General features: G+C 63.5%; 17 protein-coding genes. 12 read left to right on the top strand and 5 right to left on the bottom strand.

From position 1 onward, the window contains the following. Positions 1 to 49 precede the first annotated feature (49 nt). Positions 50 to 559, top strand: a complete 510-nt coding sequence (locus ACIP6G_RS08090; protein ID WP_365943352.1) for a GNAT family N-acetyltransferase — start codon at positions 50 to 52, stop codon at positions 557 to 559. Here the strand turns inward: ACIP6G_RS08090 and ACIP6G_RS08085 are convergent. Further along, a complete protein-coding gene (locus ACIP6G_RS08085; RefSeq protein WP_105656244.1) occupies positions 556 to 924 on the bottom strand; it encodes a helix-turn-helix domain-containing protein in 369 nt (122 codons plus the stop codon). The genes ACIP6G_RS08090 and ACIP6G_RS08085 overlap by 4 nt on opposite strands. An 83-nt stretch (positions 925 to 1,007) precedes the next feature. Between ACIP6G_RS08085 and ACIP6G_RS08080 the strand changes: the two genes are divergently transcribed. From ACIP6G_RS08080 to ACIP6G_RS08060, 5 genes are all read left to right on the top strand, one after another. Further along, a complete protein-coding gene (locus tag ACIP6G_RS08080; protein WP_365943351.1) occupies positions 1,008 to 1,616 on the top strand; it encodes an NAD(P)H-binding protein in 609 nt (202 codons plus the stop codon). 131 nt (positions 1,617 to 1,747) lie between these two features. After that, positions 1,748 to 3,412 carry an ABC transporter substrate-binding protein gene (locus ACIP6G_RS08075; RefSeq protein WP_365943350.1) on the top strand — a complete coding sequence of 555 codons (1,665 nt, stop codon included), beginning with the start codon at positions 1,748 to 1,750 and terminating at the stop codon, positions 3,410 to 3,412. Positions 3,413 to 3,418: 6 nt separating this feature from the next. Then, positions 3,419 to 4,351 (top strand): ABC transporter permease, encoded by a 933-nt coding sequence (locus ACIP6G_RS08070; protein ID WP_365943349.1) that lies wholly within the window; start codon positions 3,419 to 3,421, stop codon positions 4,349 to 4,351. Further along, a complete protein-coding gene (locus ACIP6G_RS08065) occupies positions 4,348 to 5,145 on the top strand; it encodes an ABC transporter permease (RefSeq protein WP_365943348.1) in 798 nt (265 codons plus the stop codon). The genes ACIP6G_RS08070 and ACIP6G_RS08065 overlap by 4 nt, the downstream gene beginning before the upstream one ends. Then, positions 5,142 to 6,737 carry an ABC transporter ATP-binding protein gene (locus ACIP6G_RS08060; protein ID WP_365943347.1) on the top strand — a complete coding sequence of 532 codons (1,596 nt, stop codon included), beginning with the start codon at positions 5,142 to 5,144 and terminating at the stop codon, positions 6,735 to 6,737. Before ACIP6G_RS08065 ends, ACIP6G_RS08060 begins: the two co-directional genes overlap by 4 nt. Here ACIP6G_RS08060 and ACIP6G_RS08055 read toward each other — a convergent pair. Then, complete coding sequence (locus ACIP6G_RS08055) at positions 6,734 to 8,422, bottom strand: long-chain-fatty-acid--CoA ligase (RefSeq protein ID WP_365943346.1); 1,689 nt, start codon at positions 8,420 to 8,422, stop codon at positions 6,734 to 6,736. The genes ACIP6G_RS08060 and ACIP6G_RS08055 overlap by 4 nt on opposite strands. Positions 8,423 to 8,629: 207 nt before the next feature. Here ACIP6G_RS08055 and ACIP6G_RS08050 point away from each other — a divergent pair, with 207 nt between their 5' ends. Then, on the top strand, positions 8,630 to 9,628 hold the full coding sequence (locus ACIP6G_RS08050) for a hypothetical protein (protein WP_365943345.1): 999 nt from the start codon (positions 8,630 to 8,632) through the stop codon (positions 9,626 to 9,628). A 9-nt stretch (positions 9,629 to 9,637) separates the two neighbouring features. On the opposite strand, the gene ACIP6G_RS08045 is transcribed toward ACIP6G_RS08050, so the two are convergent. Beyond that, on the bottom strand, positions 9,638 to 10,738 hold the full coding sequence (locus tag ACIP6G_RS08045) for an alanine racemase (RefSeq protein WP_365943344.1): 1,101 nt from the start codon (positions 10,736 to 10,738) through the stop codon (positions 9,638 to 9,640). A gap of 107 nt (positions 10,739 to 10,845) precedes the next feature. Next, positions 10,846 to 11,634, bottom strand: coding sequence for an IclR family transcriptional regulator (locus tag ACIP6G_RS08040; RefSeq protein ID WP_105656236.1), 789 nt, complete (start codon positions 11,632 to 11,634; stop codon positions 10,846 to 10,848). A gap of 102 nt (positions 11,635 to 11,736) precedes the next feature. Here ACIP6G_RS08040 and ACIP6G_RS08035 point away from each other — a divergent pair, with 102 nt between their 5' ends. From ACIP6G_RS08035 to ACIP6G_RS08015, 5 genes are all read left to right on the top strand, one after another. Next, positions 11,737 to 12,192, top strand: a complete 456-nt coding sequence (locus ACIP6G_RS08035; protein WP_332488863.1) for a VOC family protein — start codon at positions 11,737 to 11,739, stop codon at positions 12,190 to 12,192. 162 nt (positions 12,193 to 12,354) lie between these two features. Next, positions 12,355 to 13,059, top strand: coding sequence for a CoA transferase subunit A (locus ACIP6G_RS08030; RefSeq protein ID WP_365943374.1), 705 nt, complete (start codon positions 12,355 to 12,357; stop codon positions 13,057 to 13,059). 2 nt (positions 13,060 to 13,061) lie between these two features. Next, a complete protein-coding gene (locus ACIP6G_RS08025; protein WP_105656234.1) occupies positions 13,062 to 13,712 on the top strand; it encodes a CoA transferase subunit B in 651 nt (216 codons plus the stop codon). Next, a complete protein-coding gene (locus ACIP6G_RS08020; protein ID WP_365943343.1) occupies positions 13,709 to 14,878 on the top strand; it encodes an acetyl-CoA C-acyltransferase in 1,170 nt (389 codons plus the stop codon). The genes ACIP6G_RS08025 and ACIP6G_RS08020 overlap by 4 nt, the downstream gene beginning before the upstream one ends. Positions 14,879 to 15,116: 238 nt before the next feature. Then, positions 15,117 to 17,639: a hypothetical protein gene (locus tag ACIP6G_RS08015; RefSeq protein ID WP_365943342.1), complete on the top strand. Its 2,523-nt coding sequence runs from the start codon at positions 15,117 to 15,119 to the stop codon at positions 17,637 to 17,639. A gap of 98 nt (positions 17,640 to 17,737) precedes the next feature. Here the strand turns inward: ACIP6G_RS08015 and ACIP6G_RS08010 are convergent, their stop codons facing one another. Further along, positions 17,738 to 18,298, bottom strand: coding sequence for a histidine phosphatase family protein (locus ACIP6G_RS08010; protein WP_365943341.1), 561 nt, complete (start codon positions 18,296 to 18,298; stop codon positions 17,738 to 17,740). Positions 18,299 to 18,334: the final 36 nt, after the last annotated feature.

Raw genomic sequence — 18,334 nt, 5'->3', positions numbered from 1 at the left:
AATAGGATGAGTTCCGAAGCATTCATTTCGAAAGAGTTGGGCTAAGCGCATGCAAATCCGGACAAGCACCGCCGGGGATTGGCCTGGGATCTTCGGCTTCTACCGCAAAATCATGGATGAGGGACAGACCTACGCCTTCCCCCAAGGCCAAACCCTTGAAGAAGCCCGCCCCTGGTGGATGGAGACGCTACCAGGGCAAACGGTCGTTGCCGTGGCAGATGGCAGGATCATCGGCTCGGCCAAGATGGGGCCAAACAAGCCCGGACGGGGAGCCCACATAGCCACCGCCTCCTTCCTGGTCGATCCGGAATGCCGCAATCGCGGCGTGGGACGAGCACTGGGCGAATACGTGATCGACTGGGCCCGGCAGGAAAATTATCACGGTATCCAGTTCAATGCGGTCGTCGAGACCAATGAGGCTGCAGTGCGTCTATGGCAATCGCTGGGCTTCAAGATCCTGGGCACCATTCCGAGCGCCTTCAACCATCCGACCAAGGGGCTGGTGGGCCAGCACTTCATGTTCCTGCCGCTGCGTCCTGCTGCTCCACCTGGCCATTAGCCGCGCGCGTCGAACCGCTCACGGGCAGCGAGCACTTTGGGCACATGCTCCTCGGACCACAGGCGCAGGATTTCCATGGGTTCCAGGATCCCGCGTCCCAAATCAGTCAGCTCGTAGTCGACCCGCACCGGCACCTGGGCATATACGGTGCGCTGCACCAGCCCGTCGCGCTCCAGGTTGCGCAGGGTATTGGTGAGCACTTTCGGGGTGACCGCGCCGATGCGCTGGCGTAATGCGGAGAAACGTTGCGGGCCGCCAGCCAGGGACAAGAGGACCAGCGGAGTCCATTTATCGCCTAGGCGCTGCATGATTTCACGTGAAGGGCATTGCTGCACGAACACGTCAAAAGAGCCATGGCTATCCATGAGGAAACCTAGTTTCGTTGTAGTGGGCGGTATCTAAAAGATACCATTGTGCCGGACCCAATTTCCCAAGGAAAGAGAACACCATGAAGATTGCAGTTTATGGAGCTACCGGCATGGTCGGCTCGGAAGTCGTTGCCGAAGCCATTTCACGCGGCCATGAGGTCACCTCGGTCTCCCGTTCGGGCAAGGGAATCGACGGAACCACCACCGTGGCCGCCGAGCTGGGCGACGGGGCAACCTACCGCGACCTGGGAAAGAACAACGACGTGCTCGTCATTGCCGTACCGCCATCGCGCACCGGTGGCGACCACCAGGAATACCTGGATGCCTTCGAACAGATCACCGAAACCCTGGTCCCAGCCCGCCTGCTGGTTGTCGGCGGCGCCGGCGCTACCGAGGTAGACGGCGTCCGCCTGGTCGACACCCCGGGCTTCCCGGAGGAATACAAGGCCGAAGCCACCACCTGCGCCGAGGTCTACGACATGTTCACCTCGGTTTCCGGCATCACCTGGACCGTCGCGGCTCCAGCCCCGGTGATCATGCCTGCACGCCGCACCGGCAGCTACACCCTGGGCACCGATTCGCCAGCAGGCGACTTCGTATCCTCCCAGGACTTCGCCGTGGCGATCCTCGATGAAATCGAAAGCCCGGTCCACCAGAACCGCCGCATGACCGTGGCCAGCGAAAAGTAGATCCCCTCGAGGATCTCCGCTAGCCAGGTTTCGTCGGATCGGAGCGATTCGCTCCGATCTGACGAATGCGTTCCAGATGGCTAGAGTTGGTTTGGTCATCACCACTAGTTCATCGAGGTAAGCCCTTCCCCATGCAACGAAACTCGCGCGCGTCCAAGATCCTTGGCTGCGCTATCGCGCTCCCGCTCCTTGGATCCCTTCTAGCCAGCTGCTCGGCAGGGGCAGGACCCGATGCCCCCGCAGAGGAGGCGAAGCCGGTTGCCGGCGGCACCCTGGTCTATGCTTCGGGCGACGCCGAGCCGGCCTGCCTGGATCCGCATGTGGGCGGCAACTACCCGCAAGCCCTGGTGGCAAGCCAGTACCTCGAATCCCTGTTCACCAAGGATGCGGACGGGAAGATCATCCCGTGGCTGGCCGAAAGCACCGAGGTCTCCGAGGACGGCCTGACTCGCACCATCACCCTGCGCGATGGGATTTCCTTCACCGACGGCACGAAGCTCACCGCCAAAGCCATCGAAGCCAACATCGAGCACCTGAAGGATCCGAATACCGCGTCCTCCACCGGCTACCTGGCCGTGGGCAAGATCGTGGATATCGAGATCGCCGATGAGCTCACCGCCAAGCTGACGCTCTCCGCCCCGGATAACGCGCTGCTCGAATCGCTGTCCATGCCATGGACCGCCATCGAATCCCCCAAGGCGCTGGAACGCGACCAGGCGACCAACTGCGCCTCACCGGTAGGCACCGGCCCGTTCAAGGTCGAATCCTGGGAGCACCAGAAGGCCGTGAACCTGGTCCGCAACGAAGACTACGTGCCGCCGGTCAAGAACGCGGAGCGCTCCGATTCCAAGGCCTATCTGGAGGCCATCACCTGGCGCTTCATCCCTGAGGCCGCCACCCGCTACGCAGCCCTGGTCTCGGGCGAAGTCGATGTCATCGACAACGCGCAGCCGGACACCATCGCCACGGCAAAGCAGGACGGCTCGCTGGGCCATCTGGACGCTCCGCGCCCGGGTGCTTCCAACCGCCTGGAGCTGAACAGCTCCAAGGCGCCATTCGATGACCAGCGCGTTCGCGAGGCGTTCATCCGCTCCGTGGATGCCAGCGCCGGCGTCAAGGCCCTCTATTTCGGCACCACCGAGCGCAGCTACTCGCTGCTGTCTTCAGCCGAACCGCTGGGCTACTCCGATGAATCGCTGTTCACCACCGACGTTGCCAAGGCCAACGCGCTGCTCGATGAAGCAGGCTGGAGCGAACGCGACGCCGAAGGCTACCGCGTGAAGGACGGCAAGCGCCTGTCGCTGGACTTCCCGGTCTCCACCAACCAGTCGGTTCCTGCCGAGCAGTCCCTGTTCGAGCAGTTCCAGGCCCAGGCCAAGGCCGTGGGCTTCGAGGTGAAGATCCAGCTGCTGGACCTGTCCAGCTGGTACGGCGCCCTGGCCAAGCACGATTACAACCTGGTCTCGGCTCCCTACACCAAGGTCGGCCCGTCGGTGCTGCGCATCCTGTACCACTCCGACTCGACCGTCCCGGCGCCATCGGGCTACTTCGCCAACAATGCGCAGGTGAAGAACGAGAAGCTCGATGGGATCCTGGCCCAGGCCGAAGAGGCCAATGATGAAGCCCAGCGCGCTGCGCTGTACGAGCAGGCCCAGAAGCTGGTCCTGGAGGGCTACTACGTGCTGCCGCTCTACGACCAGCAGAACCACTTCCTCTACGGCAAGAACGTGCACGGCATCGGCGCCACCACCGCGGTGTCCTCGCCGGTCTACTACGACACCTTCATCACCAAGTAGCACCCCATGGGCACGATTGCTTGGGCCGGGCGCAAGATCGGCGGCGCGCTGGTGGTGCTATGGCTGGTGGCCACCGCCATCTTCATCGCCATCCGGCTGATCCCCGGCGACCCGGCCGAAGCAATCATGGGCGGCCCCGGTTCCCAGGCCTCGACCGAAGCGCTGGCCGCGGCCCGCGCCGAGTACGGACTGGACCTGCCGCTCATCTCCCAGTACCTGATGTACCTGGGCAAGCTGGCCACCTTGGACTTCGGCACCTCCTATTCGCTCAAGCAGCCGGTCGCCGGCATCATGGGCGATCTCCTGCCCAATACCCTCTGGCTTGCTCTGCTGGCCCTGGCGGCCGCCTGGATGCTGGCCCTGGGCTTCGCGGCATCAGCCATGCGGGCCAACCGCTTTGGCGCCTGGCTGGGAAATATCGTGGAGATCATTGCCGCCGCCGTGCCGCACTTCTGGCTCGGCGCGGTGCTGATCATGCTCTTCTCCTCGATGCTCGGCTGGCTGCCGGCAGTGGATAACGGCACCGCCCAGGGCTTGGTACTTCCCGTGCTGACCTTGGCATTGCCGCTGGCCGGGTTCCTCACCCAGCTGATGCGCGATTCGCTGAGTGCAGCCCTGGGCAGCCAGTTCGCGCTGGCCGCGCGTGCCCGTGGCGAAAGCCGGCTGGCGGTCTTCTGGCGCCATGGCTTGCGCCATGCCGCCTTGCCTGCTCTGGGCCTGACCGGCTGGGCCTTCTCCTCGCTGCTTTCCGGCGCGGTGGTGGTCGAGGCGATCTTCGCCCGTCCGGGCCTGGGGCGCTCGCTGCTTTCTGCGGTGCTGGCCCGCGACATCCCGATGGTCACCGGCATCGCGCTCTTCTCCGCACTGGTCTACATCGTGGTCATGGCGATCACCGAAGGCATCGAGCGAGCCATCAATCCGGCAGGGGCGAGCTCATGAGCCGCACCGCAAGAATCTTCGCCGCCGCATTCATCGCCCTGTGGGTGCTCATCGCGCTGGCTCCCTCGGTGCTGGCCCCGGGCGACCCATTGGCCATCAACCCGGCCGAGGCATTCAGCAAACCAGGCGCCGCGCATTTCTTCGGCACCGACGAATCGGGCCGCGACATCTATACCCGTGTCATCCATGGTGCCCGCGACTCGCTGGCTATCGGCCTGGCGGCCACGGGATTGGGCATGGGATTGGCCATCGTCTTGGGCACAGTTGCGGCATTGTCCCCGCGCTGGCTCGACGAGATCATCCTGCGCGTGCTCGAAGCGCTCTACGCGATTCCATCCTTGCTGATGGCACTGCTGATCATTGCCTTCACCGGCCCCGGTGTCGGGCCGGCCATCGTCGCGGTGGGCCTGTCCACCGCACCGGGATATGCCCGGCTGGTGCGCAGCCAGATCCGCACGCTGAAGAGTTCGGAAATGCTGGAGGCAGCCACCGTGCTGGGCCGCGGCTCGTGGCTGTTGGTCCGCAACCATTTGGTTCCCAACGCCCTCAAGCCCCTGCTGGCGCTGGTGACCTTGGGGATCGGCCAAGCCGTGATCTGGGCTGCTGCCCTGTCCTTCCTCGGCTTGGGCACTCCCCCGCCAGCTCCCGAATGGGGTGCCATGCTTTCGGCCGGGCGCACCTACCTGCACTTCGCGTGGTGGATGAGCTTGTTCCCCGGCTTGGCGATAGTTGTCGTGGCCGCAGGCGCCACGCTGATTGGCCGCGCGCTGGGCGGAAGGGCAAGGACAGCATGAACGAGCAAGCACTGATTACGGTCAAGGACCTTTCGGTCCATTTCGGTTCCACCGTGGCGGTGAAGAACATTTCCTTCACCGTAAAGGCCGGACGTTGCCTCGCATTGGTCGGCGAATCCGGGTCGGGCAAATCCGTGACCGCCCGCAGCCTGCTTGGCCTCTCCGGCGGCACCGTCAGCGCCGCCGAGCTCGCTGTCTGCGGGCAGAACGCCTTGGAGCTCTCCGACCGCGGCTGGCAGCAGATCCGCGGGAATTCGGTGTCCATGATCTTGCAGGATGCGCTGATGGCGCTCGATCCGCTGCGCCCGGTGGGCCGGGAAATCGGTGATGCGCTCAAGGCGCACGGCAAGATGTCCAAATCCGAGCGCCAGCAGCGAGTGCTCCAGGTGCTGGAATCCGTGCGCATGCCCGAGCCCGGGCGCCGTGCCAAGCAGCGTTCCACCGAGCTCTCTGGCGGCATGCGCCAGCGTGCCCTGATTGCCCAGGCCCTGGCCGGCAACCCGCAGGTAGTCATCGCCGATGAGGCAACCACCGCCTTGGACTCGGCGCTGACAGCACTGGTCCTTTCGCAGCTGCGCGAGCTCAAGGAGCAGGGCCGCGGCGTGCTGATGATCAGCCACGATCTGGCCCAGGTAGCGCATTTGGCCGACGACATTGCGGTGATGCGCAACGGTGCAATCGTTGAGGCCGGCAGCACCGGGCAGATCCTGGGCGACCCGCAGCACGAGTACACCCGCCAATTGCTGCGGGCCGTGCCTTCGGGGATACCGCGCTTCGCCCCGTTGTCGGCAGCCAGCAAGCCGTTGACGGCACCACCGCCAGAAGCACCCGCCACTACTGCCCCCGCGTTATCAGCCACGCAGCTGTCCAAAACGTTCGGCAAGCACCAGGCCGTGGATGCGATCAGTTTCGAACTGCCCCGGGGCAAGACCCTGGGCGTTGTCGGCGAATCCGGGTCCGGGAAGACCACCACCGCGCGCATGGTGCTGGGCTTGCAGAAGCCTGATGCAGGCAATGTCCAGCTGCTCGGCGAGCACTTTGCCCCGGCCCTCGAATCCCAGCGCCGAAAGCTGCGCGAACAAATGGGCGCGATCTACCAGAACCCGTTGGGGTCTTTCGATCCGCGCTATTCGGTGGGGCAGCTGCTGGCCGATGCGCTGAGCCGCGGCAAGTCCAAGCGCGCCGCCGAGTACCTCAAGCCGGCGGCTGAACTGCTCGAACAAGTCGAGCTGTCCACCGAATTGCTGGGCCGCAACCCGCGCGAGCTTTCCGGCGGGCAGCGCCAGCGCCTGGCAATTGCCCGCGCGCTAGCGCCCAAGCCGCAGGTGCTGGTCCTTGACGAGCCGGTCTCGGCCTTGGATGTATCAATCCAAGCCACGGTGCTGGACCTGCTGGATCGGATCCAGCTGGACACCGGAACCAGCTACCTGTTCATCAGCCATGACCTGTCGGTCATCGAGCACATGAGCGACTCCGTTGCGGTGATGCATGAAGGCAAGATCATCGAGCAGGGCTCTACTGACCAGGTCTTCGGCGCCCCGCAGCACGACTATACGAAACTGCTGCTTTCGGCGATGCCGCGGTTGCGCTAGACCAGATCCACCATCTGGTCCTTGACCTGCTTGCGCAGGATCTTGCCCAGCAGCGAGCGCGGCATCTCATCGATCTGCACAATGCGCTTAGGCACCTTGTAGGCGGCCAGCAGCTCGCGGCAGTGGGCGCGCAGCGCGTCCTCGTTCAGCCCGCAGCCCTCTTCGAGCTGCACTGCGGCAACCACCATTTCGCCGCCGCGGGCCAATGGCTTTCCGAAGACCGCGGCATCGGCCACGTCAGCGTGCTGGCGCAGGGCGATCTCGACCTCGGTCGGTGAAACGTTGAAGCCGCCTGTGATGATCAGCTCCTTGGCGCGGTCCACCACCTGGGCGAAGCCGTCCTCGTCAACGGTGACCACATCGCCCGAACGCAACCAGCCGTCCCCGGTTTTGGCCTTGGCCGTTTCCTCCGGGTTGTTCCAGTAGCCCTGGAACACCTGCGGGCCCTTGATCAGCAATTCGCCCGGTTCTCCCTGGGCCACTTCCCGGCTCGGGTCTTCCACGTCCACGACCTTCATCAGGGTCGAGGGGAAGGGCACGCCGATGGTGCCGGTGCGGCGGCTGGGGTGGAATGGGTTGCCCAAGGCCACCGGCGAGGACTCGGTCATGCCGTAGCCTTCCACCAGCAGGCCGCCGGACATCGATTCCCACAGCTCCACCACATGGTCGGGCAGGTTCATCGCCCCGGAGATGCAGTACTTGGCGCTCTTCAGCGAGACGCCGCGCTCCTTGGCCGCCAGGGCGGTGCGCTCGTAGATCGGCGGCACCGCGCAGTACACGGTGGCCGGGGACTTCTGCCAGGCATCCAGGATCATCTGCGGATCGAACTTCGGGAAGAGCACCAGCAGGCCCTGCTTCTTCACTCCGAAGGTCAGGTACAGGGTCATGCCGAAGGCATGGAACATCGGCAGGATCGCGTAGAGGATTTCCTCGCGCTCCTGCGCCCCGAGCATCCAGGCCTCGCCCTGCAAGGCGTTGGAATAGAGGTTGAAGTGGGTGAGCATGGCACCCTTGGGGTGGCCGGTGGTCCCCGAGGTGTACTGGATGACCGCCAGGTCATCGACATCCGGATGCGGGTGGTTCGCATCCAATTGCGCACCGGAGAGCAGGTCCTTCCATGCCACGGTGCCCGAGGTGCGCGCCGTGAGCGACGCCTTGGTCTCGCGCAGCTTCTTGACCGGCAGGTTCAGCGCCAGGCGCTTGACCGCGGGGAAGGCTTCGAGCAGGTTGACCGAGACGATGGAGTCCAGCTGCACGTCCTTGGGGAACTCCTGGACGTTGGCCACGACCTTGTCCCAGGCAATCGCGATGCGCGCCTGGTGGTCCTCGAACTGGTGGCGCAGTTCGCGCGAGGTGTACAGCGGGTTGTGCTCCACCACGACGGCGCCAAGGCGCAGGATCGCGTAGAAGGCGATCACGTGCTGCGGGCAGTTGGGCAGGATCAGCGCAACGCGGTCGCCGGCACGCACGCCGAGCTTGCGCAGGCCCTCGGCGGCCTTGGCTACCTGCGCGCCCAGATCGGCGTAGCTGGTGCGGCGGCCGAAGAATTCGGTCGCCGGACTCTCGCCGGCTTCGCGCACGGAGCGCTCGAACATGCGGCTGAGCGGTTCGGTGGGCAGCTCGATTTCGGCCGGGACTCCCGGCTGGTAATTTGCCACCCATGCGGGCGCAGCACTATTTTCCATACCTCCAATCATGCCCTGTAACGAAGCGCGGCGCGATTCCAGGGCTTCCCGGGCGCAAACGACGCGCTGCAGGTGGCGGATCCGCCCGCTGGCAGGAATACCCCGGCACCGCACAGCTGGGATTTTCCTGCGAACACCCGGATCAGGGCAGCGATCGGCGATAGCGTGTGCGTGATTGCACGGCTACGCAACTACCGGGAGGCATCCATGCCAGCACGCCGAAGCAAACGGCTTCCCATCACGCGCCGGCGCGCGGGAACCGGCTTCTTCTACCTGGAAGGGGCACGCACGGTGAAGGACCAGCACCTGCTGGATCGGATCAAGCAATTGTCGATCCCGCCGGCATGGAAACAGGTCCAGATCGCGGCCAGTGCGCGGGCCAAGGTCCAAGCTCGCGGAATCGATGCGGCAGGACGCACCCAGATGATCTACCACCCTGACTTCCGCGAGCGGCAGGATGCCGCCAAGTTCGACCGGTTGCCGGCGTTCGGCCGCGCACTGCCCGATCTCCGCCGCCAGCTGCTGCGGGATCTGCGCCGGGGAAGAAACGACAAGGACAGGGTCACTGCGGCCGTGGTCTTGCTGCTGGATCTGCACCTGCTGCGCATCGGCACGCACGCCTACTCGCGCGCCAACCAATCGTTCGGGGCCGCTTCGCTGCGAGCCAAGCATCTGGAGGTCCAAGGGCATTGCGCCACCCTCGAGTTTCCCGGCAAGAGCGGCCAGCAGCAGCATGTGAAAATCAGGAGCCGGCGACTGGCACGAGTACTGGTCCAATTGCGCGATCAGCCGGGCTACGAGCTTTTCCGCTACCTGGATGACGATGGGCACTCGCACCTGCTCCAGCCTGCGCAAATCAACCGGTACCTCGAGGAGCACCTGGGTAGCGGATTCACCGCCAAGGACTTCAGGACCTGGGGCGGCAGCTTGGCGGCTTTCAGGGCACTGGTCGAGGCTCCCGCCTCGGCCATGGCTGCCGATGATGCCAGGAATCTGCGCAAGCTGGCCATCGAGCAGGCCGCCGGAAAACTGGGCAATACTCCCGAAATCGCGGCCGGCTCCTATATCGATCCCCGTGTGCTGGAGCTGGCGGACGATCCGGAAAAATTGGCGGCGCTGCGCCGTTCCAAGCGGCAGCTGGGGACCAAGAACCATATGGATCCGGCTTCGCGCTGCCTGCTGCGGTTCCTCGAAAGGGCCAGCTAGGTTCAGAATCTAGAAGTTCAGTCCGCGGGCCGCTACATCCCATACCTCGCTGGTGCCGTCCTCATGCACTGCCAGCACGTTGTCGACCAGGTTCACCGCGACGCAGACATGGTTCGGGATGACGTGGAGCTGCTCGCCGTGGGCCGGCAGATCCAAGTGCTCGGGCCACAGCACGGTGGCGTGATGCTCCGATAGTGCGCTGATGCGGGCTTCAGGGCACTGGGCAATGCGTCCGTATCCGGTGGCCCAGGCCGGGCGGTCGCCTCCGAGCACCTTGCTGCCGGCGTCCAGCACGATGCGCCGGGGAATCTGCCCATCGCCTTCATGGCGGCTGATCACGGTGGACGCGACGGTCAGGGAAATATCCTCCCAGCGCACGCGCCCCAGCTCGAACTGCTGCGCATCGCCGAAGACGTACACCCCTGGACGCACCTCGGTCAGCACCGAGTTGTCGCTCAGTTCGGCGGTCGGGGTGGAGCCCCCGCTGATGCGTTTGATGGCATGCCCGGCCTCGCGCAGCAGGCACGCCGCTTCGGCCAGGGCCTTGTGCTCATCGTTGAGTGCCGCGTCGATGCCGTCCGGCGAGTAGCTGTGGCCGGGGAAGGTGAAGATCCCATGCACGCGCATGCCTGCCGCACGGGCGGCATCGGCTATTTCCACCGCGCCTTGCGGGCTGGTGCCGCTTCGGTGATGGCCGCTGTCGATCTCGATGACGAGCTTGATCTTGGAGGCCTTCTCCCCCAGCATCCTGGCCATCTGCTGCACGGCCTGGACAGAGTCCGTGCCGATGCTCAGCTTGGCACGGCGCATCAGCTCCAGGATGCGTGCCGCCTGGGATTCATTGACCCACAGAGGGTAGGCGATGAAGATCTTCGCGACCCCGTGCAGCGCAAACGCGAGGGCTTCGCCGACAGTTGCCACGGTGAGTCCGGCGGCACCGGCGTCCATCTGGCGTTCGGCGATTTCATGCATCTTATGCGTCTTGGCATGCGGGCGCAGTTTCAGGCCCTGGCTCGCCACCCGGTGGGCCACCCGGTCAATGTTCTGCTGGAGCTTCGCTACGTCAACGATGACCTGCGGGGTGTTGATTCCGGCCGGGATAGTGCCCAAATTTTCCGTCCTTCTGCACTTGGCTGCGTCACGGAGAATCCTGGAAATAGGCATTCCCGCCGATCTGAAAGATTACCGCAGGAAGCTTTGTACAGGGGAAGGAAAAACTAGCGTGGCAGCGTGCTTGACCGGGCCGACAGCTTGGTGGACAACTCATGCGCGTGGTGCAGCAGCAGGTTGCCCAGCTCTTCGCGGCGGTCCGCTTCAAAGCGCGTGTGGATCCCGGTCAGGCTCAGTGCCCAGGCAGGCTGTCCCGAGTTGTCGAAAACCGCAGCACCCATGCCCCAGCTGCCCTCGACGATCAAGCCGGGGTTGACCGAATAGCCCAGCTGGCGGGTTTCGGCGACCTTTTTGCGCAGCTCTTCGCGCGAATGCGCCGGCCCATATCCTGGCTCTAGATCGGCATCGCGCAGGTAGCGCTCAATGCCCTGTTCAGGCAGGAAAGCAAGGATCGCGATTCCGGCCGAAGCGACTCCCAGCGGGAAGCGCCGTCCTTCATACAGCACGAACGAGCGGATGGGAAAGGCTCCATCCTGGCGCAGCAAGCACACGGTTTCGTCCCCTCGCCGCGCCGAGAGGAACGCACTTTCCCCGGTCGCCTCGGCCAGCGCGGCAACATGCTCGCGGGCCAGTTCGCTGATGTCGTAGCGCTCGGCTGCCACCGCGCCCATGAGGTAGAGCTCGGGGCCAAGCAGCCAGCGGCCGGTGCGATGATCGTGGTCGCAGAATCCTTCGGTGGCCAACGCGCTGAGCAGCCGATGCACGGTGGGCCGGGCCAAACCGGTGCTCCGGGCAGTTTGCGTCGTGGTGATGCCCTCGGGCATTGCTGTGCTCACGGTGCGAAGCACGGCAGCCAGCCGCCCTACGACTTGGGTTCCAGCCGGGGAATTGCTCATGACCACATTATGGACGATCGGTTACGGGCCGGATAATTCCCGCTTCATACTTTGTCGCCGTACCCCTGTTGCTATCGAGCTGGTCGGCGGATAATTCAGCACATGGAAAATACATGGCAAATCGTCATCGACTGCGCCCGCCCGCAAGCAATGGTCCGGTTCTGGGCCGAAGCCTTGCGCTACGTTCCCGAGCCCGCCCCGGACGGGCATCCCACCTGGCGCGCCTACTGGCAGTCCATGGGCGTGCCGGATGATGAATTGCCGCCCGGAACCGGTGATGAACCGGAGTCGCTGGTCGATCCGCAAGGTGGTGGGCCAAGGATTTGGTTCCAGCAGGTACCGGAGGCCAAGAGCATCAAGAATCGCCTGCATCTGGACTTGCTGGTCAGCGGCGGCCGCGGCGTTCGCTTCGAGGAACGCAGGCAAATCATCACCGACGAGGCAGAGCGCCTGGTGGCTCTGGGGGCCAAAGTCCGCACCGTTCACGACATGCCAGAGATGGGCCATTTCGCTATCTGCATGTTCGATATCGAAGGCAATGAGTTCGACATCGTCTAGCCCTCTCAGCTATGTCCATAATATGGACCGCTTGGCCGTTCTTCCTCACCATCCGACCAGTTACCCGTCAATGCACCGGGTCTATTGCATGCTCACCTGCGACTACGTACGTTAGAGGATAAGCAGATCCGCGCTCCACATAGTGGACACATGGAGGAATCGATGACAACGAAGTTTCGGGATGACGCAGCCGCCGCCTTGGCTGCCGTCGTCAAGGATGGCATGACCATCGCAGTAGGCGGTTTCGGCCTCTCCGGCATCCCCAACCGCCTGATCACTGCACTGCGGGATTCGAAGGCAACCAACCTGACCATCGTGTCAAACAACATGGGCGTAGACGGCAAAGGGCTGGGCATCCTGCTGGAAAATAAGCAGGTCTCCAAGGTCCTGGCCTCCTACGTCGGGGAGAACAAGCTGTTCGCACAGCAGTTCCTCGATGGGGATCTGGAAGTTGAATTCTGCCCGCAGGGCACCTTGGCCGAGCGCTTGCGCGCTGGCGGGGTGGGCATTCCCGCCTTCTTCACCCCCACCGGCGTGGGAACTCCGATCGCCGAAGGCAAGGAATTCATGGAATTCAACGGCAAGCCAGCGATCCTCGAGCGTGGCATCTTTGCCGATATCGCACTGGTCAAGGCGCACCAGGCCGACGCCGAAGGCAACCTGCGCTACCGGATGACCTCGAAGAACTTCAACCCGCTGGCCGCCATGTCCGGCCGCCATACCTTCGCCGAAGCCGAGGAAATTGTCGAGGGCTATCTGGATCCGTCGCTGGTGGAGACCCCCGGCATCTTCGTGCAGACCCTGGTGCAGGCCGATGCGGTCAAGGACATTGAACAGCGCACCGTGCGCAACCGAAAGGAGGCCTGAGCATGTGGACTCGCGATGAAATGGCGGCCATTGCCGCTAGCGAATTAACCGACGGCCAGTATGTGAATCTCGGTATTGGAATCCCCACGATGGTGGCCAACAACCTGCCGGAAGGCGTTTCGGTCAAGCTGCAAAGCGAAAACGGCCTGCTGGGCATGGGCCCCTTCCCCTATGAAGGTGAAGAAGATGCGGATCTGATCAATGCAGGCAAGCAGACCGTGACCATCCTGCCCGGCGGCAGCTTCTTCGATTCGGCGACCTCCTTCGGCATGATCCGCGGCGGCCACGTCCAGACCGCGATCCTCGGCGCCCTGCAAGTGGCCGCCAATGGCGATCTGGCCAATTGGACCATCCCGGGCAAGCTGGTCAAGGGCATGGGCGGAGCCATGGACCTGGTCGCCGGCACCCCGCGCGTGATCGTTCTGACTGATCACGTGGCCAAGGACGGGACGTCCAAGATTGTGGAGAAATGCGACTTGCCGCTCACCGGAGTCGGCGTGGTCAACCGCATCATCACCGACCGAGCAGTGTTTGATATAGAAAACTCGACCTTGACCCTGCGTGCAGTAGCCCCGGGTGAAAGCGTGGAAACCATCAAGGAAATCACGGCAGCAGAATTTGCCGTGGATATTGTGGAGGATCTGAAAGCATGACCGCAAAGATTGTGGGCTACGCCCGTACCCCATTCGTGAAATTCAACGGCGCCTTCGCCGCTGTTCCAGCCACCGAGCTCGGCGCCCATGCCGGCAAGGCCGCGCTGGAACGTGCCGGAGTTGATCCCAGCGAGGTCCAGCAGGTCATCGCCGGCCAGGTGCTGCAAGGTGGCGCCGGCCAGAACCCGGCCCGTCAATCCGCCGTGGGTGCCGGCATTGCGCTGGATGTTCCGGCCATCGCCGTGAATGCCGTATGCCTCTCAGGTGCCGAGGCCGTTGTGGCAGGAGCCCGTCTGATCAATAGCGGCGAGGCAGACGTTGTCCTGGCTATCGGCCAGGAATCCATGTCCCTGGCTCCGCATGTGCAGCGCGCCCGTGCCGGAACCAAGTACGGTGCCATTGAACTGATTGACACCCTGGAATACGACGGCCTGACCGATGCTGCCGAGAAGCGTTCGATGGGCGCTTCCACCGAGGAGCACAATGCCAAGTTGTCGATGACCCGCGAGGCCCAGGATACGGTTTCGGCCGCATCCCACCAGCGCGCTGCCGCGGCCCGCGATTTCGCAGCCGGCGAGATTGCGCCATTTACCATTTCCAGCCGTCGCGGCGACACCACGATCAGCGAAGATGATGGCATCCGCGAAGCAACCACCGTGGAATCCTTGGGCAAGCTGCGTCCGGCCTTTGCCAAGGAAGGCACCATTACTGCGGGCAACTCCTCGCAGATCACCGACGGCGCAGCAGCCGTGGTGCTGGCCAGCGATGCGGCCATTGAGCGCCTGGGCCTGGAGCCGCTGGCTGAAATTCTCTCGCACGCTTTCGTTGCCGGCCCGGACCGCACCCTGCACGAGCAGCCATCCAATGCCATCAGCGCAGCCCTGGAGAAGGCCGGCGCCAGAGCCCAGGACCTGAAGGCCGTCGAAATCAATGAAGCTTTCGCCGCTGTCGCGGTGCAGTCCACCAAGGCACTAGGTCTCGATGCCTCCATCGTGAATCCGCATGGCGGCGCGATTGCCCTGGGCCACCCGATCGGCGCTTCCGGTGCACGCATCATTGGCACGTTAGCCCGCCAGCTCCACGAGATGCCGGCCGGCTCCCTGGGCGCCATCGGCATCTGCGGTGGCGGCGGCCAGGGCACCGCAGTGGTGCTGCGTTCGCTGTAGCCGCTGTCCGATTAGCCAGTGCGGTTGGGTCTTCTGGGATCCAACCGCACCGGCTTTTCCATTTACCGGTGACGTGAAAAGCGGAACTCGCTCCTTAAGCCGCCGCATGTTTCTTAACTGGACTTTGTTCTTCCACTTACTTGTTATGTAATTGGAAGGTCATATTCCAATTGTTCGACTTTAAGTTTCCAAGAACGCCCGGATGTGACGCCATCATCGCACCATGTGAGGACTCACCTTGGAAAATACGCAATTGCCTGATGATCCCAAGGTGCCACCGGCACCTTCGGATCCATTGCCTGCGCCGGCGGCACCGGCGAACCCGTTCCAGAATGCCGGGCAGAACCGGCAGGTCAGGAAATTCACCAACGCGGTCCTGGAACTGAAGTCCCGTGCCAGCCTGCAGCTTCTTGGATTCCAAGCCGGCGCCATTGCGGCCATTGGCATCGTCCTGGCTCTTTGCTACCTGATCCCCCTGGCCTCAATGGCCAAGGAGATCGGTGGCGGCAGCTCCGCTGAATTCAACGTGGCGTCCCAGCTCAATTCCTTCAAGGCCTTCATCATGGTCTTCGGTGCCGTCCTGGGCGGCGGGCTGAAGATCACCGGATCCGGAGGCGGATTCGGCATGTTCGGCGAGCTCAGCCTCGCATTCGCCCTCGTTTCGGTCACCTCCATCGTGGCAATCTGCGCCGCGAACTACCTGATCGTGCGCAAGCTGCGTCGTGGCGCACGCAACGGCGGTTGGAAGAGCGCTGCATTAGCCTCCGGACTGCACGCGCTGGTCCTGGCATTGGTCTTCCTGGTCATTGCGCTCTTCGGGAAGCTCAGCATCCAGGGTGGCGAATTCTTCTCCGCCGCGGTGTCCCCGCGATATGCAGGTGTCTTCTTCACGATTGCCTTGGCCGTTTTCTTCTCGCAGTTCCTTGCCACCGCACCCCAGCGCGCCAACTCCGGATCCCCATTGATTACCGGCGTCCGCGAGGCCGTGGCCCTGGCCGTTTCGACCTTGGCGGCTTTCGCCTTGGTCGGCATCATTGCCGCATTCACCCAGCGTCCAGATGACATGCCCTGGAGCTTGGGCCTGATCCTGCTCCCGCTGCTGGGAACCATCGGTTCATATGTGGCAGCGTTGGGCTTCCTCGGGGCGCTGGCTCCGAATGTCTCCGGCATGGCCAGCTTCCTGGGCGAATACACCGCCGATGCCATGCCCGAATCCGTCCTGCGCATCTGGGATATGGCCGACGGCAAGGGTGCTTGGCTCCTGGTCCTGAGCGCCCTCCTGGTACTCCTGGCGGCTATCCGTATTGGCGTGCACCGTGGTCGACTGGCCACTGGTTTCAACCTGCAGCGCGCTTGGCAGCTGCCAGTGGCGGCTTTGGTCCTGTGGATGATTCTTGCCGGGCTGACCAACATCTCCCTGGGTGGCGCCATCACCGCCAACGAGATGGGCAACATGAGCGGCAGCATGTCCTATGGCATCACCTGGTACTCGGTGATCTTCCTGGCACTCGGGGCCGCAGCTGGCTCGCTGCTGGCAGAAGTCCTGCCCTTGCAGGTCTACCGCTTCGCCCCATCCCTGCTGGCAGTGATTGCCGGCAAGGACGCCTCGGCGCGATGGATTTCCGGCCAGGCACCCGCCGTTGCTCCGGCTTCGCCGGTTGCAGCCGCACCCAGCCAGGCTGCTCCAGTTGCCGCCGCAGCCCAATCCACCCCTGCCGCGGCCGCCAACGGCCAGCCGATGGCTGGTGAACCGGCTCCGGCGCTGGCCCCGGCCTCGGAAGAGTCCAAGAAGAAGGCCAAGGCCGTTGGCTTCTCGGTTCTTGCGCTGGCAGTCATTGCCGGTCTGGGCTTCGGTGCCATCGCCTACCTGAACGGGCAGCGCAAGCCCGAAGCTGAAGTTGAGAAATACCTCGCGCTGCTTGCCGAGGGCCAGGCCGGCAAGGCGACCGAGATGGTCGACCCGGGGATCGACAACGCCTCGCGCGTCCTGCTCAGCGACGATGTCCTGGGCAACGCCAAGCAGCGCTTGGAACTCGTTGATGTCATCGAGGAATCCAAGGGCAAGGACTCGGCCCGTGTGCGAGCGATCTACTCCATCAACGGCGAGCGCCACGAACGCTCCTTCAATGTCGACGCGGGCGACAAGGACTTCGGCCTGCTCGATACCTGGGTGCTCAATGAAGCATTGATTGTTCCGGTGGAGATCACCTCCGATAAGAGCTCGGAAGTCACTGTCGGCAAGGCCAAGGTCAAGCTGCTTGAAAGCGAGGACTACTACGGCGAGGGAAGTTCCTTCACCGGCAGCTTCTACGCCTACCCGGGCATCTATGATGTCTCAGCGCCTGGCAATGAATACCTGACGAGCGAAGCGCAGGAATTGCGCGTCAACCATCCTGATTCGCAGCCGGCACAGGCGGCGCTGGTTACGACCACCACCCAGAAGCTCGACGAGCTGGTTCTGGATGAGGTCAAGAAGTTCGCTACTGCCTGCGTGACCGTTCCAACCAACCTCGATGACGGTTGCCCGAGCACCTTGCAGTCCAAGGACATCGCATCGTTCTCTGTGAAGTCGCATGCTGAAAGCGTGGCCATCGAGGAATCGGGCAGTTTCTCAAGCTCCGAGATCGTCTTCAAGTACAAGCTCAATGACACGGAGTTCATTGATTACGACGAAGAAGAGCTCACCCGCAGCTTCACGGGCAGCGTGGATTGGTACGGCGAGAAGCCCCAGGTCACCGTCGAAGGCGCATCCTGGTGGTAAGCCGCTGCTTCAGCTGTTGCTAGCCCGCCGCTGACTAGAACGCAAAGCCGCATGCCGGCCATGATCCATGGCCGGCACGCGGCTTTGCTCTTTGCTTCCTAATGCCACAGCGGTTCGCGTGAGACGTGGTTGACCAGTAGCTGCGCATCCAGCTCGACATAGGTTCCATTGGCCATGCGCGGATTGCTTTCGCCGGTGAGCGCGGCGATTACCGAGCAGATCAAGGCGCTGTGGCTCACGACCATCACGTTCTGCCCGGGATGCTGATGGCAGATCTTGAACAATGCGTTCACTGCACGCCCCACCAGATGTTCTTCGGTTTCTCCGGTGCCAACCAGCAGTTGGCGCTGTTCGTCGGCGCCATCGGCCACCAGGGTGCCTTCGAGATCGCCGAAGTCCTGCTCCATCAGTTCCTGGTTTTCGTGCAGGGCACGGATGCCCAGGCTATTGGCGAGGATCTGCGCTGTTTGGCGGGCACGGAACAACGGGGAGGAATACACTGCGTCCCAAGTGTCTTCGGGTGCCAGCTCGGTGGCCAGCTGCTGGGCTTGGCGGATGCCGGTATCGTTCAGTGGCAGGTCGCTGCGTCCATGCAGGCGTCCTGCCTTGTTCCATTCGGTCTGTCCGTGGCGGATCAGGATCAGTTTCTTTGCGCTCATCGTCTTCTTCTTTCTGGCATGCACCGAAGCAACTGG

The sequence above is a fragment of the Glutamicibacter sp. NPDC088483 genome (genome assembly GCF_044753145.1).
Classification (GTDB): Bacteria; Actinomycetota; Actinomycetes; order Actinomycetales; family Micrococcaceae; genus Glutamicibacter.
Note: the sequence above shows the minus strand (reverse complement) of the source record. Positions and strands in the feature narration are given on the sequence as shown.